This window comes from Veillonella ratti (genome assembly GCF_003992115.1).
Classification (GTDB): domain Bacteria; phylum Bacillota; class Negativicutes; order Veillonellales; family Veillonellaceae; genus Veillonella_A; species Veillonella_A ratti.
On sequence record NZ_RQUX01000019.1, the window covers coordinates 1 to 25,261 of the forward strand.

The window sequence follows — 25,261 nt, forward strand, 5'->3', positions numbered from 1 at the left end:
TGGTTGATAGGTCAGGTGTGGAAGAGCTGTGAGGCTTGGAGCTGACTGGTACTAATAGATCGAGGGCTTTACTTAAATAGTGAACCAAATTTACAGGACCGAAGGGACGCATAAATTTGTGTGAATCTTTTAGTCCGAGCCGTAAGATTTCTCGAAGAGAAATCCACAGGCGCCGGACACAAGGTATATTGTAAATTGGGGAGCGACGCAACATAAATAAGTGCCTAGAGCACCTACTCATATCAAAAATTATCTAATGTGTAACTTACATAATCTACACTTCTATGTGGTTTTCAGAGTACAAGCTCTGAAAAATTCAGTGGCGATAGCTACGAGGATCCACCTGTTCCCATCTCGAACACAGTAGTTAAGCTCGTATACGCCGAAAGTACTTGGCTGGAAGCGGCCTGGGAGGATAGGTAGTCGCTGATTGACTAAAAGGACACACCGAATGGTGTGTCTTTTTTTTATTCTATTGACTACCTATCCGACCAGGCCTTGGCCTTGGGAAAAGTAGGGCAAACGATTTGAAGGAACGAAGTGACGCGCAAATCGTATTGCATCACTTTCTTTCGTACGCAGAGAGCATAATTTAAAGGAGTGAAACGACGCATAAATTATAGCGAATCGCGTAGTTCGGGGCGTAAGATTTCTCGAAGAGAAATCCACAGCATCCGAACGGGAAGCATATATAGCGTGACTGCGTACGAATGATAGGTAGTCGCTGAACAGGCGCACCGTACTCTGCGTTACTAAATAAGATAACTGCAGCGAGCGAAGCAATGCGGTATGCCACTAAATCAATAGAGCATTAAGCCACTATAGCCGTTAGCACCAAATGAGCGCATCTAACTTCCTCTACTGCAGCGAGCGAAGCAATGCGGTCACGCCCTAAATCAATAGAGCGTTAAGCCACTAGCCCTCTAGCATCAAATGATAGTATTTCTACACCTCAGCGAGCGTATCAATGCTGCCATGCCCTAAATCAATCACGCAATAAGCCACTACGCCTGCCAGCACCACATGATAGCCTATAACAGCCCCTATCCCTGCTATACGTCCACATCCTAAATCATATATAATCCCATCAACACACCCTCCGGTGTGTTTTTTTTATTTCTACTTATTGATTTATAGTATGTTATTTCACCTAATGAATACATCTGAAATTTACAAAAATAAAAATAGATATCAATATCTAGATATGAGTTCAATCATTTTTACTAGTTGGTCAATATCCCCTTATTTTATGGACGTAACAACTACTTACAATTTGTTAAAATTTAAATGTAAAGAGACTGTAAAACCTTATAAATTTATTTTATAAAATATTTACAAAGTACATAATAATATGAATTTGTTAAATGTAATCATTTTTCATAATCGAAAAATATTATTCTTATCAAGTAGTAACTAAACTGCATAAATTATAAATCATTACAAAAATTCATTAAACACACATAAAAGTAATCGAGTATTCCTACTTTTTCAATACGTGTATATTGGAGAAAGTGAGTCTTCATTAAAAAATTAAAGTCTTGAAATTTAATCTAAATAGGACTATTATAGTTAAGAATTAAGAAATTAATGAATTAATCATTAAAAATTGATTTTAGAATTTGGTTCGACTAAGTAGTACAATAGTAAGTTTATTAGGAGTGGTATTTATGTTACATCAAAAATTATGTATATCCAAAAAAGCAAAAAAAGTTACGCCTAGGATTGCAGCTGCCGTTTTAGCGTTAATGAGTTTTTATTCCTTTGTTTCGGCAGAACATCTTGATTTAACCGCTGAAGGCACGACTCACCCTAATAAGGTTATTACAAACAATGATACATTAACTACAACCATTGGCTTTGATAACTATGCTGTTAATCAGGCAACGGCAATAGGCACAGGTAACAATGCAACAAGTTGGGGCGTCTACGGTGGTGTCGCTGTAGGGAGACTCAATAAAGCTTTAGTCGGCGCTGTTTCAGTGGGCTACAATAACTATAGCTCTTCAAAATCTACGGTGATAGGTATTGATTCACGTGCTGTAAGTGGCATTGCTATTGGTAATGCAGCTAGTACTTCACGTTGGAATGTGGGGACAAAACTAACTGATGTTAATCAGACTGACGCTATTGCCATAGGAAACAATTCTTCCGCTATTAATGGTATGGCAATTGGTTCCAGTGCCAAATCTTTCCGTACCGGTACTGCCGTGGGTAATTCCTCTAGTGCAATGTACGGAGGTACAGCTCTTGGTAGCGGAGCCAAGACCGGCAGTGCCGCTTATGATCCTTATCGTGGTGGCGGAGTTGCTTTAGGTCAATATTCCTATGCTAATCGTGCTTCCGGTTCTTATGGATATGTACCGTTAAATGATGAGTTGAACACGACTTTAGCTGCAAATCCTGACACTATGGCTTCTGATATAGCCTTGGCAAAAGCAACCGGTAATCAGACTGTCATTGATGGTGTAAATGCTTTTTACGACAAGTATAAAGATACATATGCCGGTTGGCAGACATTACGCCAGGATTATGTTACCAAGTTAAAAGCTTATGATGATCAGGTGGCTAAAATGACAGCTAAAACGTATGCAACTGAAGCTGATCGTCAAGAGGATTTTAATACCCTTAAAGAATTAGAAAGTGCTAAAACAGCAGCTATTAAAGCTTTACGAGCTTATGAAAAGGAAAATAGTATTTCAGAATCTGCTGTAACACTCAAGGATTCTCTCTTATCCACCTATAAATCCACCTACGGTGCTGTTAGCGTAGGCGCTGATGGTAAAACCCGTCAGATTATCAACGTAGCTGCCGGTACTGAAGACACCGATGCTGTTAACGTAGCACAGTTAAAAACAGTAGCCACTAAAGTAAGCGAAAACAGTGATAAGATTGCTGAAAACACAACTAAGATTGATAATCTTAACACTCGTGTCGACAAAATTGATAACTCTATTAAAAACATTGTTAATGGTGATGGTAGTTTGAATATCGAAGGTGACAAAGATACCGGTGTAGTAATCAGTGCTGTTGACCCTAAAGATGCAAGCAAAGGTGTTAAAGTAAGCCTAGGCGACACCATTAAGGCTGGTGATGTTTCCATTGGTACTAAAGATGGTGCCAGCACTATTACCGGTCTTACTAATATAACTTGGGATCCTACTAAAGTTCAAGCCGACCGTGCCGCTACGGAAGGTCAATTGAAAGACGCTTTAGGTCAAGTTAACGGTTTAGTTACTCCAACTAAAATTACCGGCGACGGCAACATCCAAGTTAAAGAAAACGGTAAAAATGATTTCAGCCTTTCTTTGAACAAAGACCTTAAAGTTGAAAACAGCATTTCCGTTGGTGGCAACACTTACATTACCAACGAAGGCATCAATGCCAATAACCAAGTTATTCAAAACGTTGGCGAATCTGATTTAGTTTCCGGTTCTCATAATGCAGCTACCGTTAACCAAGTGGTAACCGTTCGTGATGAATTACAAAAATCCATCGATAATGTGGCTTCTGAAACTATGAATAACAGTCAGCAGATTTCCCGTTTAGTAACAGAAGTCAATAAAGTAGCTGCCGGTGCTGCTGCATTAGCCGCTTTACATCCATTAGACTTTGATTCTAATGAAAAATTGACCTTTGCCGTTGGTATGGGTGCTTATAAGAGTGAAACAGCCGCTGCTATCGGTGCATTCTATCGTCCGAATAACGATATCATGTTTAACTTTGCTACCGCTGTAGGTAACAATGACAACATGTATAATGCCGGTGTTTCCTTCAAATTCGGTGAATCTTCTCCATATAACAATATGAGCAAAACTGAAATGGCTAATAAATTAGAAGCACAAGATAAGAATATTGCTTCTTTACAAGCTGATAATGACGAACTAAAAGCTCGCTTGGCTATATTGGAAGCAGCTATTGCTAAGTAAGATATTATATGTAGTCATTAAAAAACTAATTTAATATGCTATTAATAGCAGAAAGAATAAATTCCGAGCAATCTAATTTAGGTTGCTCGGAATTTTTAATTATTTACTGCTTTAATACAATAAAACCCCTGAAACTAGTTGGTATATCAAATTTGAATGAGGTTTTGATATTAATTTGTTTTTATCATAATCGTGTAATATTTCATTATTTAACGTTTCGTTAAACTTTATAAAATCAATGAAAAATGCAAAATTCATCAAATATACACAATTGGTATAGTTTTGCCTGAATGGAATAAAATACGCTTAAAATGGACTAAAATGGAGTCCATTAAACGTTTGAAGTGTTGCATTTGATAAAATAATGGATTAATATAGTAGTTAATTGATAGGGTTAATGAAGATTTCATTAAAATTTACTCTTGCTTTTAATTCGATAGGTATTGAATTGGGAAATTTTAGGGGTGGGATTATGTTAAAACAAAAATTAGTGTTATCTAAGAATACAAAGAAAGCTTCGCTACGTGTTACAGCAACTTTATTGGCATTAATCAGCAGTTATTCATTCGTTTCGGCGGAAAAACTTGATTTGACGAATACAGAGGTGAATAAACCTAATACAATTGCAGATTTAAATAAAATGATTACGACGGCTATCGGTTTTAGTAATTTTGCCAATAATGGAGCAACCAGTATTGGTTACTCAAATGAAGGTTGGTCGTCTTCAGTGGTGGTTGGTAGTGATAATTTCGGTGTTAACTCAGCGACTGTAATTGGGATTAATTCCAAAGCCGGCGGTGGTATAGCTATTGGCAACAGTGCAATTGCCGCCCAATTTAATACCGGTTCAACGTTACAAAAGCGTTATTCTAATCAATATGCTACTGCTGTTGGGAATTCATCTTTAGCCGTTGACGGGACATCTTTTGGCTATAATGCGAGATCTAATAATAGTGGCGTTGCTATAGGGGATAGCTCTAATGCATTGAATGGAGGTACAGCACTTGGTAACGGGACTACTATTGGTGGTGCTACCTATGATCTTCATCGAGGCGGTGCAGTTGCTTTAGGTGATCGAGCTGTGGCAGATCGCACATTTGGTAAGTATGGCTATATTCCATTTGATAAGAATTTTACTGCTGATTTGAGTCTGCGTTATGGTGATGCAAGAGCGAATGATATAGCATTAGCTAAAGCCAGCGGAGATGCAACGGTTATTAAGGCGGTCACTGATTTTTACAACAATAATAATATATCTGCCGATACATATAGTGAATGGAAACGGTTACGTCAGACTTACATGGCATACTACCAAGGCTATAATCAGCAACTAGCTAAAATGACTACGACAACGTATGCTGATGAAGCTGCGCGCCAGGCAGATTATAATACTCTACAGGCATGGGATGCGGCACAAAAAGATGCTAGTAGTAAGCTAGAAGACTTTGAAGCCGCCAATAACATAAATGAAGCTAGTGTTGCCGCTAAAAACGCCATTTTGGCTACCTATAAATCGACCGAAGGTGCTGTAAGTGTAGGGCGTTCTGCCGTTTATGATAAAAACGGAAACCTTATTAGACAGGCTCAAACACGTCAAATTATTAATGTTGCGGCCGGTAGTGCCGATACGGATGCCGTTAACGTGGCTCAGTTAAAAACTGTAGTTACTAAGGTAACTGAATTTAACAATGTCATAAACCAAAATATTACTGATCTTACAAAACGTGTAGATAAGATTGACGAATCAGTTACTAATTTAGTTAATAATAATTCATCTGGCGGACAAGGCAGTAATCAAGGTACTACCAATCCGGATGCTACTAATCCAGGCGAAGACAGATCAGCCGATAACACCGGTAATACAGGCAACACAGATAATAGCGATAATACCGGTAATACAGGTAGTACAGATAACAATGATAATACCGGCAATGCAGATAATACAGGTAGTACAGATAACAATGATAATACCGGTAATACAGGTAATACCGGCAATACAGATAACAATGATAATAACGGCAATACAGATAATGGCAGCAATACGGGCAATACCGGCAGTGCAGGGGCAAGCTCCGGCACAACAGTAACTAATGATGTACCGGCTAATCTTATAGTAGAAAACAGCATCACGGTAGGCGGTAATACCTACATTACTACTGACGGAATTAATGCTAATGGCCAAGTTATCAGCAATGTAGGAGAATCTCCATTAGTAGCCGGCTCCATGAATGCAGCTACGGTTAATCAGGTTGTTACAGTTCGCGATCAATTGCAGAAATCTATCGACAGTGTAGCGGCTCAAACGATGAGCAACAGTCAGCAAATTTCTCGTTTAGGAACAGAAATCAATAAAGTAGCTGCCGGTTCGGCTGCTTTAGCGGCGTTACATCCATTAGATTTTGACTCTAATGAAAAAGTATCTTTTGCCGTTGGTATGGGTGGTTATAAAGGTGAAAAAGCAGCTGCAGTAGGTGCTTTCTATCGTCCTAATAACGATATTATGTTCAATATTGCAGCATCCATAGGCAGTGGCGACGATATGTATAATGCCGGTGTTTCCTTTAAATTCGGTGAATCTTCGCCATATAACAATATGAGTAAGACCGAAATGGCTAATAAATTAGAAGCTCAAGATCAGAAGTTGGCGGCCCAGGATAAAAATATTCAATCTTTACAAGCTGATAACGACGAATTAAAAGCTCGCTTGGCTAAATTGGAAGCAGCTCTTGCTAAGTAAGATATTATATAGTTAATAAATAGAGGCATGACCCTATTCGGGCTCGTGCCTTTATTTTTATATAGATGCAACTTTAGTATACCTTCAAACCTTTACCTTTTTACCCCAATTATCTCCTCATATGCTATAATTGTTTATAACAAACTTGAGAAGAAGAGGTGCTTTACATGAAAGCAGAGATTACAGTGCGCCGTGGCGAACGTAAAGATATTCCCACATTATTAGACATCTACAACTACGAAGTAGTGCATGGCGTGGCGACCCTAGACCTTGAGCCTCGTACGATTGATGAATGGACCACTTGGTTTGAAAACCATAATATAAAAAACCATCCGCTCTTGGTGGCTGAAATTGATGGTAACGTTTGCGGCTATGCAACGCTGTCTGAATATCGCAGCAAAGAAGCGTATGCCAGCACGGTGGAATTATCCATCTACATCGACCCGAATTATCGCGGCAAAGGCGTAGCCAGTCGCTTAATGGGGGATATTTTGCAATTGGCTAAAGACGACGATTCCATTCATCTCGTTGTATCCGTAATCACAGCGGGCAATGAGGCAAGCGTGTCATTGCATAATAAATTTAACTTTACATTCTCGGGAACCGTGCCTGAAGTAGGCATCAAACAGGGCCGTTATCAGGATACGGAGACATATACATTACTGGTGTAATAATATAAACATTATAATGGAGGGCTTACGCATGAAAACTTACTCATTTCACTATGGCGATCAAATGATTGACTGCAGTTTAGATGAAAAACGTATTATTGGGGAATTACATATGGCGGAAACACCGGTGATTGAAGACCCGGAAGCGGCTATTAAGGAGGCGTTGGCCCATCCGATTGATTCCAAACCGTTCAAAGAGCTTTTTAAAGCCGGTGAAACGGTAGCTATCATTGCCAATGATACAACCCGTATTGCCAATACCCATGTTTTCATGCCGATTATTCTTGATGAATTGAACGAAGTGGGGATTCCTGATGAAAATATTAAGATAGTTTTCGCTTTAGGGACACATCGTGACATGACTGAAGCCGAAATGATTAGCGAAGTGGGGATGGAGGCCGCCGGTCGTGTTGCCATGTATAACTCCAGTTCGAAGAAAAAAGAAGACTTCGTTCATGTAGGCACGACGTCCTTCGGTACCGATGTATGGCTCAATCGCCATGTAGTCGAAGCAGACCACATTATCTGTACCGGTTCCGTAGTCCATCACTTCTTTGCCGGTTTTGGCGGTGGCCGTAAGGCGATTTTACCGGGCGTAGCCTCTTATGAAACGATTCGTCAAAACCACAGCTTAATGCTTGACGATAAAGCAACGCTTGGCCATTTGGAAGGGAATCCTATCTATGATGATCAAATGGAAGGTGTGACTATGTGCCCGCCTACTTTCTTACTGAACGTAGTATTGAATGGTGAAAAAGAATTTACCGGCGTATTTGCGGGTGATTATATTTCTGCCCATAAAGCTGCTTGTGACTTCGTAAACGCCCAAAACGGTGTGGTTATTGAACGTCAGGCACCGATTGTTATTGCTTCAACCGGCGGCTATCCAAAAGATATTAATATCTACCAGTCTCAAAAGACCATGGATAATGCGGTTCGTGCCGTAGCACCGGGCGGTGTGGTAATTCTATTGGCGGAATGCCGCGAAGGTTCCGGTTCACCTATTTTTGACCAAACGGTAAATGACTTCCATTCGATTCAGGCCATCGAAGATTCGGTGCGTCACGATTTCCAAATTGGTCGTCATAAAGCCTATGCCGTTACCCGTTTGATGAAAAAAGCCGACTTCTACCTGATGTCGAGTCTCGATGATGACTACGCCCGTAAAGCCTTTTTCACACCGGTTCACTCTTTGGACGAAGCTTTGAAATTGGCCGAAGCAAAGCTCGGTAAAGATGCGGAAATCTTATTGATGCCTCATGGTTCGTACACCGTGCCGATTTTAAAATAGGGTATAATCGACGCAGTATACGGATTTTTCAGAAAACTGAATACTAAAAGCTGAATACTAGATATAGCAGAATAAATAAGGCATGGCAGCCCCTAAGTTTAAAAAGATAGAAAAATTTAAATTTAGGGGTTGCATTTTTTTAGAACATGCTTTATACTAAACAAAGTAAATGCATGTACATGCATTTAGAGGAGGTGAGTCGATGGCTTTCATGGATCAATGGTTAGCCGATATAAGACGAGTTAAAGATATAACCGATGCTTTGAGCAAAGAGTTAGAAGCAAGAACATCAGTAACATTAAACGGGTATTACGTATTATACTTTTTGGCGCACAGCGAAGAAAAGAAAATGCGTTTGAATATATTGCAAGAATATATGGGGCTTAGTCAAAGTGCTATGTCGCGTATGATCGTTCGTATGGAAGGTAGCAATTGCGGCTCGATTCAACGAGTTAATTGCGATTGTGATAAACGAGGCGTTTATATCGCCATTACGGATTGTGGTATGAAACGACTGGCAGAAGCGAAAACAGTAGTAGAAGAAGTATTGCAGTGTTATTACAAATAAGGCTGTATGAGGACAACCGACCGATAAACGGTGGGTTATGAAGTTGAGTAGCTGTCAGTAATTCCAATCTAAGCAGTAATGAGACGTGATTACTGCTTAGGTTGTTTACATATATTTTTTTACATAGATACATGCATGAGCATGCATATTAATAAAGGCATGCTTGTGGTGAAAATTCCAATAGGCAAAACTATTGTTCAGATAGAGAAGAGATAATGACGTTTAAAAGCCGTCATAGTCAGCAAAAAGGAGATTGACCGATGAAACAGTTAACGGAACAAGTAAAATTAAGAAATGGTGTCGTATTAAAGAATCGTTTGGCGATTCCACCGATGACCACGCGTATGAGTTATTATGACGGTACGGTAACCGGTGATGAAATTGCTTACTACGGCATGCGTACCGGAGGTGCTGGCCTATTCATTACGGGTGTAGCAAATATCCAAGAGAACGGCCTCGGCTGGACCGGTGAACTCGGCGTTTATGATGATAAATTTATCCCGGGCCTTTCAAAATTAGCCGCAACCATGAAAGAAAACGGAACGAAAGCTATTCTTCAGATTTTCCATGCCGGTCGTATGTCGGACAGCAAGACATTGGGCGGTGAACAACCGGTAGCGCCGAGTGCCTATGCGGCGGGCCGCGAAGGGTCTGAAGTACCTCGCGAACTTAGCAATGATGAAATTGAAGAAATCATTGAAAACTTCAAAGCAGCTACGGTTCGTGCCATGAAAGCCGGTTTTGACGGGGTTGAACTTCACGGGGCCAACCATTACTTGTTACATCAGTTCTTTTCACCACATTCCAATCGTCGTACCGATAAATGGGGCGGCTCCATGGAAAAACGCTACACCTTCATTGAACGTGTTGTAGACGGTGTCCTTGAGGTGGTAAAAGAATCAGGTAATAAAGACTTCATCGTAGGCTATCGTTTCTCCCCACGTGAAGAAACCGATCCGGGCTTCAACTTGGAAGAAACCTTGTGGCTCGTTGATCAATTGGCCGACAAAGAACTGGATTATCTCCACATTTCCTTAACGCGCTATGACCGAGCTACTGATATAGCAAAATATGCCGACAAATCTATGTTACAATATGTGTATGAAAAAATTAACGGTCGTTTACCGCTCATTTCCGTAGGCGATATTCATACTCGTGAAGACGTGGAAGCGGCGCTTAAATACTCCGATATTGCCGCTATCGGTACCGGCGTATTGATTGACCCTAAATGGTTCCACAAAATTTTGGCTAACCGTGATAGCGAAATCCGTACTAAATTGAATGAACAAGATCGCGATTTGCTCATGATTGCACCGGGGACCTACGCTTTCATGGAAATGAAGACCCCACATTTACTTATTAAATAAGACAATATAATTTATTGTCAAAACAGGCACAATGTTGCATTTAGAATAATGACAGCCTTCGGCTTTTACATAGATAATCTGTTAATATAATATGGCACCTTCCCTGAGAGGGAAGTTTATATACATCAAAATCTGTTCAAGATTTAATATTGCACAATACACCGTAAGACGGCGCGTATGGGTGAGAGGCCATGCGCGTCACTTGCGGTGTTTTTGTGTTCTCGTGGTGCTTCGTTTTAATGGAAAATACGGTTTAAAAGGTGTTTTTGGTATTCTCGCGGCACTTCGTTCTAAGGAAAAATAGGGTTTAAAATTGAATTTTGAACTGTATAAATAGATGATAAAACCTATCATATGGAGTATAATAAAAGGTAGATGTTTCGATATAGTAGCGGCATAGAAAAGGCTTTTTATCAGTCCATATTGTGACGAGCGGCCTTATTAATGCCTGAAAATAAAAGCACATTGATTATTTGATTCACAATAAAAGGAGTTTATATATGTTAAATTTTGTTGCCATTGACTTTGAAACAGCCAATAAATACGCCAACAGCGCCTGTTCGTTGGCGGTAGTCACTGTTGAAAACGGAGAGATTACCAAACGCGGCTATAGTCTTATCAAGCCACCGTTCATGCAGTTTGATGAAGAATGTATCGCCATTCATGAGATTTTGCCAAAAGATGTAATGGATAAACCAACTTTTGATAAATTATGGCCGGCTATTTATGAAAATCACTTGAAAGGAAAGCTGGTTATCGCTCATAATGCTAAGTTTGATATCGGCGTGTTACGTGCTACGCTCGATCACTATAATATCGAATGGCCGGAACTTGATTATACCTGTACGGTAAAAATCTCCAAACGCGTTTGGCCTGATTTGCAGAATCATAAATTGAATACATTAGCTGCTTATTTGGGCTATGAGTTCAAACATCATTATGCACTGGATGATGCGGAAATTTGTGCACAGGTAGCCATTGCGGCCGCTAAAAAGCGTGGGGTTCAATCTATGGACCAATTATTGGCTAATATCGGTCTCGCTAAGGAGTCGTTCATTACGGAAGACCATCGTGAAAAAGTAAAAGAAGAAGCATCGGGCGAACAGATGTCGTTCTTCTAAGAATAGTCAATTTTTTACAATATACAGTTAATATGATGCGGGGTGGCGTATGAGCGGCAAAGCGACAGTAATGAAATATACGGGGCGAGAAATTTTAAAACATGTGGACCATACTTTATTGAAAGCAACCGCCGATTGGGCGGCTATTCAGCAATTGGTGGAAGAGGCAGTGGAATTTGAAACTGCCTCCGTTTGCATTCCTCCGACCTATGTGAAGCCGGTGTTTGAAAAATACGGCGAAGAAGTTAACATCTGCACGGTTATCGGGTTTCCCCTCGGTTACATGACAACTGCTGTCAAAGTGGCTGAAGCAAAAGCGGCCATAGCAGACGGTGCGTCCGAAGTGGATATGGTCATTAATTTAGGCATGGTTAAAAACGGTCATTATGCGAACGTAGTGGAAGAAATTAAGGCGATTAAGGCGGCCTGTGGTGAAAAGGTGCTTAAAGTTATCATTGAAACCTGTTATTTGACGGAGGCCGAGAAAATCGCCCTTTGCCAAGCGGTAACGGATGGCGGCGCCGATTATATTAAAACCTCCACCGGTTTCGGCACAGCCGGAGCTACGCTTGATGACGTGCTTTTATTTAAAAAGCATATCGGCCCGAATGTTAAGATAAAAGCAGCCGGCGGAATTCGTTCCATCGAAGACATGGTGGCGTATTTGGCGGCCGGTTGTGACCGTATTGGTGCCAGTGCGGCTGTAGGCCTTTTGGCCAATCGTTTAGACGAAACATTTTAAGCGGATGCGGAATTTAGGCATTAGTAGCTGCCATTTATAATAGTTGATAATAAGAGACCGCCACTGCGGTTTTCACAAAAACAGGTGATACTATGCATATGAATGAATTGATTATCAAAAAACGCAACGGCCAGGCTCATACAAAGGCAGAGTTGAAATATATTATCGATAATTATGTAAAAGGCGATATTCCCGATTATCAGATGAGTGCTTGGCTCATGGCGGTCTACTTCCAAGGGATGACGGGCGTGGAAACAGCGGATTTGACCATGATTATGGCTGAGTCGGGGGAACAGATTGACTTGAGTCCGATTCCGGGTATTAAGGTGGATAAGCACAGCACCGGCGGGGTGGGCGACAAGACGACGTTTATTATTGCCTCTATCGTGGCGGCTTGCGGGGTACCCGTCGCTAAAATGTCGGGCCGTGGCCTTGGCCATACGGGCGGTACCATCGATAAATTGGAATCCATTCCTCATGTGAACGTGGCCTTATCGAAGGAAGAGTTCTTTGATATTGTCAAAAAGGTGGGGGTTGCCGTAACCGGGCAATCCGGTAATTTGGCGCCCGCCGATAAACTCATGTATGCTCTTCGTGATGTGACGGGCACGGTGGACAGCATACCCCTCATTGCGTCGTCCGTGATGAGTAAGAAGTTGGCCGCCGGCAGCGATGCGATTCTCTTGGATGTTAAAGTAGGCAGCGGTGCCTTTATGAAAACGCTGGATGATGCGGTGCGACTGGCGGAAACGATGGTGGCTATCGGTCATCATAACGGGCGTCAAACAGTGGCGCTGATTACCGATATGGATAGGCCTTTGGGGCAGGCCATCGGCAACGCCACCGAAATTGCGGAAGTCGTGGAAGTTCTGCGCGGTAAAGGCCCTGAAGATTTAATTCACGAGTCCATAACCCTCGCCGCCAATATGCTGTATCTTGGTGGTAAAGGGACTTATGAAGACTGTGTAACTTTGGCGGAAGACACATTGAAGAGTGGTCGCGGTTTTGAAAAATTCGTCGAAATGGTTAAAGCCCAGGGTGGTGATGCAACCGTTTTGACAGAACCAGCCTTTGCGGAAGCAGCCTATAAAAAAGCCGTACTGGCACCTAAAGCAGGCTACATCACACACATGAATGCGGAAGCCTGCGGGCGAGTCGCCCTGGCCTTGGGGGCCGGCCGTTATACGAAGACGGATGCGCTCGATTATAAGGCGGGCATTTGGATACTTAAAAAGACCGGTGATGCAGTTGAAGCGGGTGAAACCATTGCGTACCTGCAAAGTGGTACTGAAAGTACTTTGGTAGAAGGGGAAACTCGCTACTTAGATGCTCTTACGATAGCCGGTGAACCTCCGGTTAAGCGACCGTTGGTATTTGCCAGAGTTACAGCGGACGGTACGGAGCGATATATATAATCACCAACAAATGTAATCAATTATGAAATAAGCCGGGGAGGAAAACCATGGAAGCATGGCAACAGAAATTAATTGAGGCGGCGAAAGAAGCGGCGCTCCATTCGTATAGTCCCTATTCAAACTTCGCCGTAGGGGCAGCGTTACTCAGTGAAGACGGTACCATTATAAGCGGCTGTAATGTAGAAAATGCGTCGTACGGCCTTACCATGTGCGCCGAACGAGGTGCCATTCAGACGGCGATTGCCAAAGGCTATACGACGTTTAAAGCGATTGCCGTTGTAGGTCTGAAAAGTAATCCGTGCATGCCTTGCGGCGCCTGTCGCCAGGTGATGTTAGAGTTCGATATTCCGCAGATTTTGCTGGAAGATGAAGCCGGACAGATTATAAGCTATACCATGGACGAAATGTTACCACATAGCTTCGGACCGAAGGATTTGGTGTGATGTGAGCGCAAAGTACTTTGTAAATACGTTCTGTTCGGCGGCTGTGAATTTTACTTCGTAAAATTTTACGCCGCGAACTAAGAGATTCACACATATTTATGCGTCGCTTCGCTCCTTTAAACATGGTTCACTACTTAAGAAAAGCCCGCTGAAGTGTTCAGATGAGAAGCACTTCAGCGGGCTTTTAGTTGTTAGTTGTATTTGTTGTTGGTTTTAAATTATCTTACGATTTAGAAAGCTGGTAAGATAGCGCCTTTGTATTTATCTTCGATGAATTTTTTAACTTCAGGAGATTGTAAGGCTTTCATTAATTTCTGGATTTCAGGACGATTTTCGTCGCCTTTACGTACCGCTACGATGTTAGCATATGGGGAATCTTTATCTTCTAAGTATAAAGCACCTTTAAGAGGATCAAGACCAGCTTCTAAAGCGTAGTTAGTGTTAATAACGGCAATAGCTACGTCATCCAGGCTACGTGGCAACTGAGCGGCTTCGAGTTCTACGAATTCAAGATTCTTAGGGTTGGAAGCGATATCGGCTTTTGTAGCATAAATGTTATTAGGATCTTTCAAAGTGATGAGACCGGCTTTTTGCAATAAGATAAGGGCACGGCCGCCATTACTTGGGTCATTCGGAATCGCTACTTTAGAGCCGTTAGGCAAGTTAGCTTCCAAGTTTTTATCGGTAATCGTTTTGGAGTAAACACCCATTGGTTCAACATGAACTTTACCGGCGGATACTAAATCCATTTTATGTTCGCTGATGAATTTTTCAAGATATGGCACATGCTGGAAGAAGTTAGCATCCAATTCTTTGTCGTTAAGCGCCATATTAGGTTTTACATAATCGGTGAATTCTACAACTTTAAGTTCAATACCTTCTTTTTCCAATAATGGTTTAGCTTGCTCCAAAATTTCACCATGTGGAACCGGTGATGCACCAACCGTAATCACTGTTTTACCGGATGTGCCGGCGGATGCGTTGTTGTCGCTGCCACAACCGGCCAAAAGTAAGGCACTCCCCAAAATAGCAGCAGCTGCTAACGAAAATAATTTTTTCATGTCTCTACCTCCTCAAAATAGAAAAACTGCACGAAACGTATCGGAATAAAAAAGGCGGCTCGGTAAAACCGAGTCGCCTACATTTACTTCGTATCTCTCGGTATATACCGCAGGATTTAGCACCATCGAATGGTTGCCGGATTTCACAGGGCCAGTCCCTCCATCGCTCTCGATAACAGTCCGTATTTAATTCTTTCGTTAGTATACCACGAGGGGACAAACTTGTAAAGAGAAAAGAAGAATAAATTAGAATGCCGGTAAGATAGAGCCTTTGTATTTTTCTTCAATAAACTGTTTGGTGTCAGGCGAATGAAGTGCTTCTACCAATTTTTTAATCTCTGGGCGATTTTCATCACCAGGACGAACAGCAATTAAATTAGCATATGGCGAATCTTTGGAATCTAAGAACAACGCATCGGCTAACGGATTTAAATTAGCACCCAAGGCATAGTTGGCATTAATAGCGGCAATATCTACGTCATCAAGGGTTCTAGGTGTTTGAGCCGCTTCTACTTCGATAATATCTAAGTTCTTAGGATTGGAAACGATATCCAGTTTGGTGGAATAAATGTTATTAGGGTCTTTTAACGTAATGAGACCGGCTTGTTGTAATAATTGTAAAGCACGTCCCGTGTTGGTCGGGTCATTAGGAATCGCCACTTTGCCCTCGTTTGGTACGGCTTGTTGTAAGTTTTTGTCTTTGATTTTATTGGAGTATAAGCCCATCGGTTCGATATGTACGGCACCGGCAGACACAAATTTCATGTTGTGTTCTTCTTCAAATTTTTTCATGAATGGAATATGTTGATAGAAGTTGGCATCGATTTCTTTGTCATTTAAAGCCAAGTTAGGTTTGATGTAGTCGCTAAATTCGATGATTTTAAGGTCTACCCCTTCTTTGGCCAATTTGTCTTTTACATGTTCCAGAATTTCAGCGTGCGGAACCGGTGAAGCACCGACGGTTAATGTTACTTTTTTGTCAGAACCGGCTGCGGCGTTGCCTTGATCAGTACCACATCCCGCGAGTAGTAGGGCGCTGCCTAATACGAAAGTAGCAGCTACGGATAAAAATTTCTTCATGTTAAAACTCTCCTTTTGTCTCAAATAATATACTGAAAATAATATAACAAAATTGAAATTCATGGTTATCCTGTATCCCCAAATACAAAATAGTAAGCGATGGGTAATAAAAAAACGATGCCCTTGTATTCCCAAGTCATCGTTACTTCTTTGTTATCTCTCGGGACATGCCGCAGGATTTAGCACCATCGAATGGTTGCCGGATTTCATAGGGCCAGTCCCTCCATCACTCTTGATAATATCGCTATTGAATTTCTTGAGGCTGATTATAGCATGAGTAAATCACACTTGTAAAGTAGGAAATTTAAAATTTACTGTTTTTTTGAAAAATACAGATGCTTTCTCATGTTGACAAGTTCAATGAAAACCTCGTTGTAAACGCTTGGCATTAAGTTCCGTAGTCGAAATGACAGGGGCAAACAAAAAGAGCAACAACGAGGAATTGTTGCTCTTTTTGCTTAAATTGTAGGTATTGAAAAGATTCTACGTACCAAAGCTTTTGAGGTTGATTGAGGTTAGGGTATTATAAAGCATTTGGCAAAGTGAAGAACCAAATCTGGCTTTGTTGTTCAGACGGAGCGTTTTGCTTCAAGCTGATAGTCACATCATGAGGTGCTTTGTCTTCGTCATAAATCATGACTTGTTTGTCGGCGTCGTAGGTGTAATCATCTACTTCAGCATCCGCTACGGCTTTGTCATCTACGTTGATGTCCATGCCGAAGTCATTGTCGTTAACAACTACGATAGTTTTACGGTCAGGCATGAGAGCGAGACCTTCGGCTTTTTCAATATCCCAGCCCTGAGCGCGTAAGTCGAGAACCAGTTCTTTTTTAGCCGGTACGATCTGACCGTCTAAAAGACCGAGTTCGAGGTCACCGTTGTTAGGGATGGCGGTAGCACCGTTAAGGTCTACTTTGTAGATGAGGTTTTGCATTTTGCCGTTTTGTTTGCCTTGTTCGATCATGAGGAACTGACCGTTGCCGATAGACGTAATATCGCCGATTTTGGCGGCGCCGGTGTTTTTATAACCGGTATCTACAGGATATGCATACATAGTAGTAGCTTTCGTTGTAGGGTCGAGTTCAACGATACGGATATATTTAGCTGTTTTGGCCGTTTTGCCGTCGATGTTCATCGGGCTTTGGATAAAGGCGAATACATGGCCGTTTTCATCAACGGTAACGCCTTCGCTACCACGGTTTGGAACACGGTTAGCTAAAATGGTAGGTAAGCCCATGCCTGGACCGTATTTTTCGATGATATTGCCGTTTTTATCTACTTTGGCTACGAATGGACCGTATTCGTCACTGATCCAGAAGTTACCGTCTTTGTCGAGAGAAATACCTTCGGTATCAAGACCGTTTACGTCGGTGCCCAAGTTATTCATATTGAAGTCTAAAGCCACTTCGTTAGTGGAACCGGTGAGGCCGGATGGAACCGGTTTGCCTGTGATGGCTTTGCCGTTAACTTTGAGCGGAATGGATTTGATGATGTCCGCACGATCTTTGGCGGGATCAACTTTGATGATACCGATGCTAGGTGTGAAATCAGGGGTAGGGAAGAACTTCCCGGACATTTTTTTACCGTTTTTCACATAGGTTGGAATGTCGCCGTTAGGACCGCGGTCGGTGATGGCATAGAATTCAATCGTGCCGTCTTTGTTGATGGATTTCAAGGCAAGGGCGGAGCCATAACCGGGGTTGATTTTGTGGTTAAAAGCAGCTTCATTGCCGGCATAAGGCAATTGGAATTTGTCTGCGTTAACGATGTAGGACGTTGTTTGAACGCCGTCAGCCGCAAAGCCGAGACCTCCCATGGTTGTAAGCGTCATACCTAGGGCGAGTAAGCATTTCCATTGCTTTTTCATTGTTATCATGCACCTCCAGAAAATTATGCAGTTCGCATATGTAAGCTGATTATATCAGGAGAATATCAATGAATGGTAATGGAAACGTAAGGAGTGTGTAAAAAATAAGGAGACGTTATATATAAAAAAGTAGATGTAAAGTAGAATACGAGTAGACATAAAAAAGCGCTGTCTGACTAATCAGACAGCGCTTTTTAGCTTGGCGGAGAGAGAGGGATTTGAACCCTCGGTACGGTATCACCGCACACATGATTTCCAATCATGCTCCTTAAGCCGCTCGGACACCTCTCCACGTCGTGTAACGTACTTTAATAGTATAAGGGAAAGTAAATAACTTGTCAATCGTAAAAATAAAAAATTACGAAGATTTTTGTATACGGCTTAGGGTAGCATATTAGTTGTTAAGGTAACATACTATAAGAATTCACTCTGTTATGAGTAGTTAGGAATAGCTGTGAATCTTCAGTCGATAATAAGCAAAGTAGACATCTTCTTTTGAAAAATCAAATAAATCTTTTAATGTCACTTCCAGCACGTTGGCGAGGGTGAGTAAGATATCAAGCGTTACGCCTTCAATTTGATAGCCACGTTCCAGTTTTGAAATATAACTGACACTGATTCCGGTTTCCTTGGCTAAATCTTTTTGCAGCCAACCTTTTACTTTGCGCAAATTGGCAATTTTATACCCCAAACAATTGAATAGAGCATTGCCCCGTGGAATGCCATCGTCAGGCATTTCTACGTGCATTGGCGAGACAAATAACGGCGCCAGAGCCAAGGCTTCCGCACGATTCTCCAAGCCGAATCTCGCCTTGCGGGCCAATATTCTTCGCTCTGTTCGTCTTTGAAAGCGCATTACGCCTTCATCTTCGGCTACTTGTGAATTTGTAAATTCCGGTGTAACATACTTTTTGTCTTTATCTTTTGGACTCACCACATACGCCTCCCCGTTGTGGTATATTCTAAGCAGAACCCTATGGATAGTCGTTGCTACGCGGCTGATTCATAATTTAGTTTAAGGCTAGAATATAAACATCATTAAAAAATGTATAATTCATAATAATGTCTTTATCATACGCTTTAATTATTTGTTTGTCTAACAGTTTTTGGTTCTAATGGCAGGATAATTATGCTTATTATGTCTATGTCAGTCGTGTTTTACCCTAATACAACTCCGGCCGTCTATCTCTAAACACATTAATTTTATTTCGAATCTCCTGAATCACACTTAGATCAATGGTACCAACGGCAATTTCTTCGTCTTTACCGAGGTGGAGGATTTCTTCGCCCCACGGATCGAGGAGCATGGAGTTACCGGCTGCTTCCACTTTACCGATGAAGCCGGATGAGTTCACAGCACATAGGAACATCTGGTTTTCTATGGCACGGACGGTGTTTAGAAGCTCCCAATGACGAAGGCGCAAGGTAGGCCATTCGGCAGGTACGAAGAATAAATCCACTCCTTCGAGAGTTGTTTTACGAATGATTTCAGGAAAGCGGATGTCATAGCAAATGACGCTGGAGCAAGGAATATCGTCGAGGAAGAAGCGGTGCGTATGGTTACCGCCTTCAAAGTACTGATCTTCTTTAGCCGGCGAAAAGCCGTGAATTTTATCGAATTCGGAGATGACATTGCCTTTACGGTCTACCACGTAGGTTGTGTTATACACTTTATCATCACGCAAGGTGGCTACGGAGCCACCCACGATATTCACGTCATGCTTTTTGGACAATTCACTGAGTAGAGTTTGGGTGCGTTCCCCATTTTTGTCGGCCTCCTGAGGAAGCTTTTCGGTCATCTTAAACCCGGTGTTCCATGTTTCGGGGAGAACAATAATATCCGGCTTTTGCTGTGCGGCCGTTTCAATCAACTCCGTGGCGTGGGCGTAATTTTGTTCGACTTCACCGGCGACAATATTCATTTGCACAAGGGCGATTTTCTTTTTCACAAGAGAGGACTCCTTTCGTTTTTTCAAAAAATAAAACTTCATCTGAGTCTATTGCTATAATGTTATATTTATTATTCGAATATACTTCAAGTATAGGAGTCGATTTGATTCGGTGTCAATAGGCATAGGACAATTCTTTATGATATAATATAGAGTGCATAAATGTTTTTAGAAGACAATTGAATAAGTAGGAGGCTTATAATGAAACGTTTCATAATAGTCTTGGGATTGATGTGGGGCCTTATGATGTTAATCGCCGGCTGTGCGGCGGACACTAAAGAACCGGCTCCGGAAGCAGCTAAACCGGCTGCGGTTAAGACAGAAACGACGGTGGCTACAGCGGTACCTAAAGGGATTCCGGTACTGATGTATCACAAAGTGGGACCCGATGAAGACAATGATGCGGTAATTCGCGAGGATTTATTCCGCGCCCAAATGAAATTATTACACGATAAAGGGTTCAACCCGATTACGATGGAACAATTAAATGACTACGTCCGTAACGGTAAAGCCGTTCCGGTTAAACCGGTGGTACTCACCTTTGACGACGGCTATGCCGATACCTACAGCATCGTGTATCCGGTGCTCAAAGAATACGGCTTCGCCGCAACGGTATTTGTAAATCCCGGCGATGTGGGGACCCGTTTGACGTGGGAACAAATTAAAGAAATGCAAAAAGGCGGCGTTACCATTGCCAGTCACGGCTATGATCATGTACGCATGAACGAACTTTCTAAGAGTGAACAGTTGGATAATATTGTAAAAGCTCAGAAGGCACTCAAGGATGAATTGGGTATCGACAACAAGTGGTTCTGTTATCCGTACGGTCGTCAAGATGACTACACGCAAAAAGCGGCCGAAGATAACGGTATTTTGCTCGCTGTAACTATGAATCCGGGTTGGGTTCACCACGGTGATAATCCGTATGCCTTACAGCGTATCTGGATAGGCAATGCAGTGGATTTAAAGCATTTTGAAGAGCGTATTACCACTGAGGATTACACCGATTTATAATAGATAGGAGTAAAGGATGAAACGATTTTTTAGCAGAGGGTGGGTAAAATTCATACTCGTCATGTTTATTTTTACCGCTGTCACATCGCCGATTGTGGTGCTGTTTGGCCCTTTTGATAATCTGAAACGAACCGTTGTGGGGGCGATTATGCGTTCGCGTCATCCACAGTATATTACTTGGTTGTTTAATCAAGACGAAATCAACATGATTCTCGGGACGGTCGGCACCGTGCGGAGTCAGGATTTGTTTAAATTTAAAGCGCGCGAAGATACGACGCTCAAAATGCGCCGCATTGAGTCTACGCGTTATGTGGGGTACGTTCTTGAAATTCCGGATCCGCGCCGCGTGAAGGTGGCTACGGCTAAAAATATTCAGGAAAAAGGGGAAACCGTAAGTAATATTGCCAAGGATAATGATGCGGTAGCCGCTATTAATGCGGGCGGTTTCCACGATCCGAACGGTACCGGTACGGGCCGTTTGCCATACGGTTTTATTATGCAGGACGGCAATTATGTTATCGGTAAGGACGTAGGTCCCGATGAAGCGGTTGATTTTGTCGGTTTTACGAAGCAAGGCAACTTAATCGCCGGTACCTATACTAAGACGGAATTGGCCGACATGGATGCGGCTGAAGGGATTACCTTCGGACCGCCGCTTATTGTGGACGGCCAAAAGATGATTACTGATGGTGACGGCGGCTGGGGCATCGGCCCGCGTACGGCTATCGGTCAGAAAAAAGACGGCACGGTGATTTTCCTCGTTATCGACGGACGCCAACCGGGCTATTCCACGGGCGCCACGTTGCGTGACGTGCAGGATGTGCTTTACGAAGAGGGCTGCTATATTGCGGCTAACCTTGATGGCGGTTCCAGTACGACCTTGTATTATAACGGCAAAGTTATTAATAAACCGGCCGATTTATTGGGCGAACGGATGATTCCGACGGCCTTTATTGTTGAATAGGAGGGGCTATGGCATCGTTTGGTAAAATAATGACAGCTTTTGCACTGGGCTTGGCCTTGCAGGGCGGCATCTATTACTACTTAGATCAAATTTACTTCGCCCCGACTACGGATTTTGAAGTAACGGCCAGTGATGGTCAGGAAAAAGACGGTAACTTCCCTGAAGTGGATGGTAATAAATATTATTCCGAAGGTCATAAGTATATGGCGGTAGTAACTCAGGATTCCGTTAAAGTGTACAAGTCCGGTGAAAAAACACCGACCAATATTGATTTAAAGGGCCGTTCGGTAAGTTATTTCGAATGGTTACCGGATCGCGATTTGGCGATTATGGGGCTTTACGGCGGGGCCTCCGATAATGTGGTATTGGCCCGTTTTGACCCGGAAAGTCCGGAACATGAAGTGGATACAACGATGGAAGATTTGCCGGCAGACAGCAAAATCGTGGATGCCGCTTTCTCCACGGCTACCAACGTAGTATATATGAAGATTAAAGTGGCCGATAATGCGTACCGCATTTATCGTACGGATGCGAACTATGATACGCGCCGCGTTTACATGCAGGCGTCCAATATCGGGCGTATCGCCGTTTTCTATGACGAAGATATTTTCTTCTATGATAATGTGCGTACCGGTGACGTGTTTATGTTTGACGGCACGGAAGGGGGCTGGCGTGTTATTAATCCGCCCGGCCGTTATCGCTTGATCGGTGTGGATAAAGACAAAGATATTTACATCGCCAAGGTGGATGAGGATGATAAGGCCTTATCTGTCATGGAAGGACGTCTTGGCGTTGGATTTGAAACGGTAGATACTTTTGCTACGCCGCAAGATTTAAAAGATATTACGGTCGCATCGATTCAGAAGACGATTGAAGATAAAAGGTCGTCCGGTACCGGTAGTGACAATAAAAAGTAATAAATAAGCATAAACAGACTTTTGGTGTTAATTATGAGGTTTATGCATAGGTAAGAGAAAAAGGTCTGCTACAGCAGGCCTTTTCTCGTTTTAATAGTGAAAGGAAGAGTATTATGGCTAAAATTAAAATTCAAAAAGGCTTGAGCGATGATGATATGTTTAAGAATGTGAAGGAAGAAGAAACCTTCGAAACGGCTATGCTTAAAGGGGAAGCGGCGGCCCGTCGTCCGGCGCCACTTCGCAAATCGCCGGCCAATAGTCAGGAAGCCTTCTATCGTGAGTTTTTAACTGAGAAAGTGGAAACTCAAATCGGTAAGCTCTTATTAGATATTAAGATGGAATACTTTAAGGACGGTTATGGTAATTTCTCTATTCAAGTTAAAAAAGATGGCCGTAATATTGTGATTGAAACAGCTCCTAAAAAAAATAAATAATTAATATAAATATATATTTATGAGTAATCGGTATTGTAAATATGTTGACAAAGAAAGTCATTAGTAGTCTAATAGATATGTGAGACGAATACAGAGACTGCCCTGAGGTAGACAGCGGGTATTCGTCATAAGCGTAATTTTAGAGGATATGGATTGTTAACATCTGTAAAATGTGGAAGGTTTTATGGAGTGGCAGAGAACAATTCATCTCGACAGTGAAGGAGAAGGAGTTATGAAAGCGAAAAAAGTAAGAATCATGGAAACCGTCCTCCGCGATGGTCATCAGTCCATTTTGGCAACTCGTATGCGTACCAGCCAGATGTTGCCTGTATTGGAAAAATTGGATGCGGTAGGTTATGAAGCATTGGAATGTTGGGGCGGCGCAACATTTGACAGCTGCCTTCGTTTCTTGGACGAAGATCCATGGCAACGTCTTCGCACGTTAAAAGCTCATCTTAAAAATACTCCATTGCAGATGTTGTTACGTGGTCAGAACTTATTGGGCTACAAACACTATGCTGATGATGTAGTAGAAGCATTCGTTAAAAAAGCTAAAGAAAACGGTATCGATCGTATCCGTATTTTCGATGCTTTGAACGACCCTCGCAACATGGAAGCTGCTATTAAAGCAGGTAAAAAAGCAGGCGTTCATGTACAAGGTACTATGGTTTACACTATCAGCCCTGTACACACCAACCAGATGTTCGTTGATGTAGCCAAAGAATTGAAAGAAATGGGCATGGATTCTTTATGTATTAAAGATATGTCCGGTTTGTTGGCTCCATACGATGCAGTATCCTTGATTCAGGATCTTAAAAAAGCATTGGGCGACGACATGATGATCGACTTACACAGTCACTTCACTTGCGGTCTTGCCAGCGCTACTTACTTAAAAGCAGTTGAAGCCGGTGTTGACGTAATCGATACAGCTTTAAGCCCATTCGGTCATGCAACTTCCCAGCCTGCAACTGAAAGTATCGTTGAAATGTTCCGCGGTACTGAATATGATACCGGTTTGGATTTAGCTGCTCTTCGTGAATTGGCTGAATACTTCCGTGGTGTTCGCAAAGAAATCGCTGATGAATTCGGTATTACTCCGGCTCATGAAGTATTACCTGAAGTTCGTCATTACCAGATTCCTGGCGGCATGTTGTCCAACACTCAGAACCAGCTTCGTGAAATGGGCATGGCTGACAAATTCTTTGATGTTATGAACGAAATGCCTAAAGTTCGTGCCGAACTCGGTTACCCTCCATTGGTAACTCCTACCAGCCAGATCGTTGGTACTATGGCTATGATGAACGTTAACTTTATGGCAAACGGAATGGAACGTTACACTATGACTCCTAGCGAAGTTAAAGACTTGGTACGCGGCAAATATGGTCGTTTACCTGCTCCTATCAGCGAAGATATTCGTAAGAAAATCATCGGCGACGAAGAACCTATTACTTGCCGTCCAGCTGATCTTATCCAACCTGAATTGGAAATGTATCGTCAGAAATTGGGTGAACTTGGTTACCAGAATTTCACTGACGAAGACGTATTGTCCTATGCTATGTTCCCAGAAGTAGCTTTACAGTTCTTCGAAAAACACAGCAAACAAGTTATTCTTAAAGAAATCGACCTTCCACGCGAATAATTTGTACAATTGAACTTAGCTGACTTCGGTCAGTAAAATAAATAACCATGTTGCT

The 25,261-nt window shown here is 42.2% G+C and carries 20 protein-coding genes, 1 tRNA gene, 1 rRNA gene and 2 riboswitches; of the genes, 16 read left to right on the forward strand and 6 right to left on the reverse strand.

What is annotated here, in order from left to right; all coding sequences use genetic code 11:
* Window positions 1–315: 315 nt before the first annotated feature.
* The 11 genes from rrf (at window position 316) to EO124_RS08260 (ending at window position 14,281) form a co-directional block, all read left to right on the forward strand.
* A 5S ribosomal RNA gene (rrf, locus tag EO124_RS08210) occupies window positions 316–432 on the forward strand.
* A 1,235-nt stretch (window positions 433–1,667) separates the two neighbouring features.
* Window positions 1,668–3,926 (forward strand): YadA-like family protein, encoded by a 2,259-nt coding sequence (locus EO124_RS08215; RefSeq protein ID WP_127059128.1) that lies wholly within the window; start codon window positions 1,668–1,670, stop codon window positions 3,924–3,926.
* A 472-nt stretch (window positions 3,927–4,398) separates the two neighbouring features.
* The gene (locus EO124_RS08220; protein WP_164726596.1) at window positions 4,399–6,663 is read left to right on the forward strand and encodes a YadA-like family protein; all 2,265 of its coding nucleotides are present in this window, start codon (window positions 4,399–4,401) and stop codon (window positions 6,661–6,663) included.
* Window positions 6,664–6,830: 167 nt separating this feature from the next.
* Entirely contained in the window at window positions 6,831–7,334 is a 504-nt protein-coding gene (locus EO124_RS08225) for a GNAT family N-acetyltransferase (RefSeq protein WP_127059130.1), read from the forward strand.
* 31 nt (window positions 7,335–7,365) lie between these two features.
* Window positions 7,366–8,625 (forward strand): nickel-dependent lactate racemase family protein, encoded by a 1,260-nt coding sequence (locus EO124_RS08230; protein ID WP_127059131.1) that lies wholly within the window; start codon window positions 7,366–7,368, stop codon window positions 8,623–8,625.
* Window positions 8,626–8,827: 202 nt separating this feature from the next.
* Window positions 8,828–9,193, forward strand: coding sequence for a MarR family winged helix-turn-helix transcriptional regulator (locus EO124_RS08235; RefSeq protein ID WP_127059132.1), 366 nt, complete (start codon window positions 8,828–8,830; stop codon window positions 9,191–9,193).
* A gap of 260 nt (window positions 9,194–9,453) precedes the next feature.
* Window positions 9,454–10,560, forward strand: a complete 1,107-nt coding sequence (locus EO124_RS08240) for an NADH-dependent flavin oxidoreductase (protein ID WP_127059133.1) — start codon at window positions 9,454–9,456, stop codon at window positions 10,558–10,560.
* A 500-nt stretch (window positions 10,561–11,060) separates the two neighbouring features.
* Window positions 11,061–11,681: a 3'-5' exonuclease gene (locus tag EO124_RS08245; RefSeq protein ID WP_127059134.1), complete on the forward strand. Its 621-nt coding sequence runs from the start codon at window positions 11,061–11,063 to the stop codon at window positions 11,679–11,681.
* 49 nt (window positions 11,682–11,730) lie between these two features.
* Window positions 11,731–12,423 (forward strand): deoxyribose-phosphate aldolase, encoded by a 693-nt coding sequence (gene deoC, locus EO124_RS08250; protein WP_241230692.1) that lies wholly within the window; start codon window positions 11,731–11,733, stop codon window positions 12,421–12,423.
* A 98-nt stretch (window positions 12,424–12,521) separates the two neighbouring features.
* Complete coding sequence (locus EO124_RS08255) at window positions 12,522–13,838, forward strand: thymidine phosphorylase (RefSeq protein ID WP_241230693.1); 1,317 nt, start codon at window positions 12,522–12,524, stop codon at window positions 13,836–13,838.
* 47 nt (window positions 13,839–13,885) lie between these two features.
* Window positions 13,886–14,281 (forward strand): cytidine deaminase, encoded by a 396-nt coding sequence (locus EO124_RS08260; RefSeq protein ID WP_127059136.1) that lies wholly within the window; start codon window positions 13,886–13,888, stop codon window positions 14,279–14,281.
* Window positions 14,282–14,511: 230 nt separating this feature from the next.
* On the opposite strand, the gene EO124_RS08265 is transcribed toward EO124_RS08260, so the two are convergent.
* The 6 genes from EO124_RS08265 to EO124_RS08290 all read right to left on the reverse strand — a co-directional run bounded on the left by EO124_RS08265 (window position 14,512) and on the right by EO124_RS08290 (window position 20,238).
* Window positions 14,512–15,342 carry a MetQ/NlpA family ABC transporter substrate-binding protein gene (locus tag EO124_RS08265; RefSeq protein ID WP_127059137.1) on the reverse strand — a complete coding sequence of 277 codons (831 nt, stop codon included), beginning with the start codon at window positions 15,340–15,342 and terminating at the stop codon, window positions 14,512–14,514.
* An 87-nt stretch (window positions 15,343–15,429) separates the two neighbouring features.
* Window positions 15,430–15,521, reverse strand: a riboswitch (SAM riboswitch).
* A 67-nt stretch (window positions 15,522–15,588) separates the two neighbouring features.
* Entirely contained in the window at window positions 15,589–16,422 is an 834-nt protein-coding gene (locus EO124_RS08270) for a MetQ/NlpA family ABC transporter substrate-binding protein (RefSeq protein ID WP_127059138.1), read from the reverse strand.
* A gap of 150 nt (window positions 16,423–16,572) precedes the next feature.
* A riboswitch (SAM riboswitch) is annotated at window positions 16,573–16,664 on the reverse strand.
* Between the two features lie 281 nt (window positions 16,665–16,945).
* Entirely contained in the window at window positions 16,946–18,289 is a 1,344-nt protein-coding gene (locus tag EO124_RS08275) for an esterase-like activity of phytase family protein (RefSeq protein WP_164726598.1), read from the reverse strand.
* 200 nt (window positions 18,290–18,489) lie between these two features.
* Window positions 18,490–18,580: transfer RNA gene (locus EO124_RS08280), tRNA-Ser, on the reverse strand.
* A gap of 151 nt (window positions 18,581–18,731) precedes the next feature.
* Window positions 18,732–19,223, reverse strand: coding sequence for a helix-turn-helix domain-containing protein (locus EO124_RS08285; protein WP_127059140.1), 492 nt, complete (start codon window positions 19,221–19,223; stop codon window positions 18,732–18,734).
* 229 nt (window positions 19,224–19,452) lie between these two features.
* Window positions 19,453–20,238 carry a carbon-nitrogen family hydrolase gene (locus tag EO124_RS08290; RefSeq protein ID WP_127059141.1) on the reverse strand — a complete coding sequence of 262 codons (786 nt, stop codon included), beginning with the start codon at window positions 20,236–20,238 and terminating at the stop codon, window positions 19,453–19,455.
* 201 nt (window positions 20,239–20,439) lie between these two features.
* Between EO124_RS08290 and EO124_RS08295 the strand changes: the two genes are divergently transcribed.
* From EO124_RS08295 to EO124_RS08315, 5 genes are all read left to right on the forward strand, one after another.
* Window positions 20,440–21,252, forward strand: a complete 813-nt coding sequence (locus EO124_RS08295) for a polysaccharide deacetylase family protein (protein WP_127059142.1) — start codon at window positions 20,440–20,442, stop codon at window positions 21,250–21,252.
* 16 nt (window positions 21,253–21,268) lie between these two features.
* Window positions 21,269–22,216 (forward strand): phosphodiester glycosidase family protein, encoded by a 948-nt coding sequence (locus EO124_RS08300; RefSeq protein ID WP_127059143.1) that lies wholly within the window; start codon window positions 21,269–21,271, stop codon window positions 22,214–22,216.
* A gap of 8 nt (window positions 22,217–22,224) precedes the next feature.
* Window positions 22,225–23,133, forward strand: coding sequence for a hypothetical protein (locus tag EO124_RS08305; protein WP_021841092.1), 909 nt, complete (start codon window positions 22,225–22,227; stop codon window positions 23,131–23,133).
* 113 nt (window positions 23,134–23,246) lie between these two features.
* Window positions 23,247–23,567 carry a hypothetical protein gene (locus tag EO124_RS08310; protein WP_127059144.1) on the forward strand — a complete coding sequence of 107 codons (321 nt, stop codon included), beginning with the start codon at window positions 23,247–23,249 and terminating at the stop codon, window positions 23,565–23,567.
* A 232-nt stretch (window positions 23,568–23,799) separates the two neighbouring features.
* Window positions 23,800–25,206 carry a pyruvate carboxylase subunit B gene (locus tag EO124_RS08315; RefSeq protein WP_127059145.1) on the forward strand — a complete coding sequence of 469 codons (1,407 nt, stop codon included), beginning with the start codon at window positions 23,800–23,802 and terminating at the stop codon, window positions 25,204–25,206.
* The last annotated feature ends 55 nt before the right edge of the window (window positions 25,207–25,261 follow it).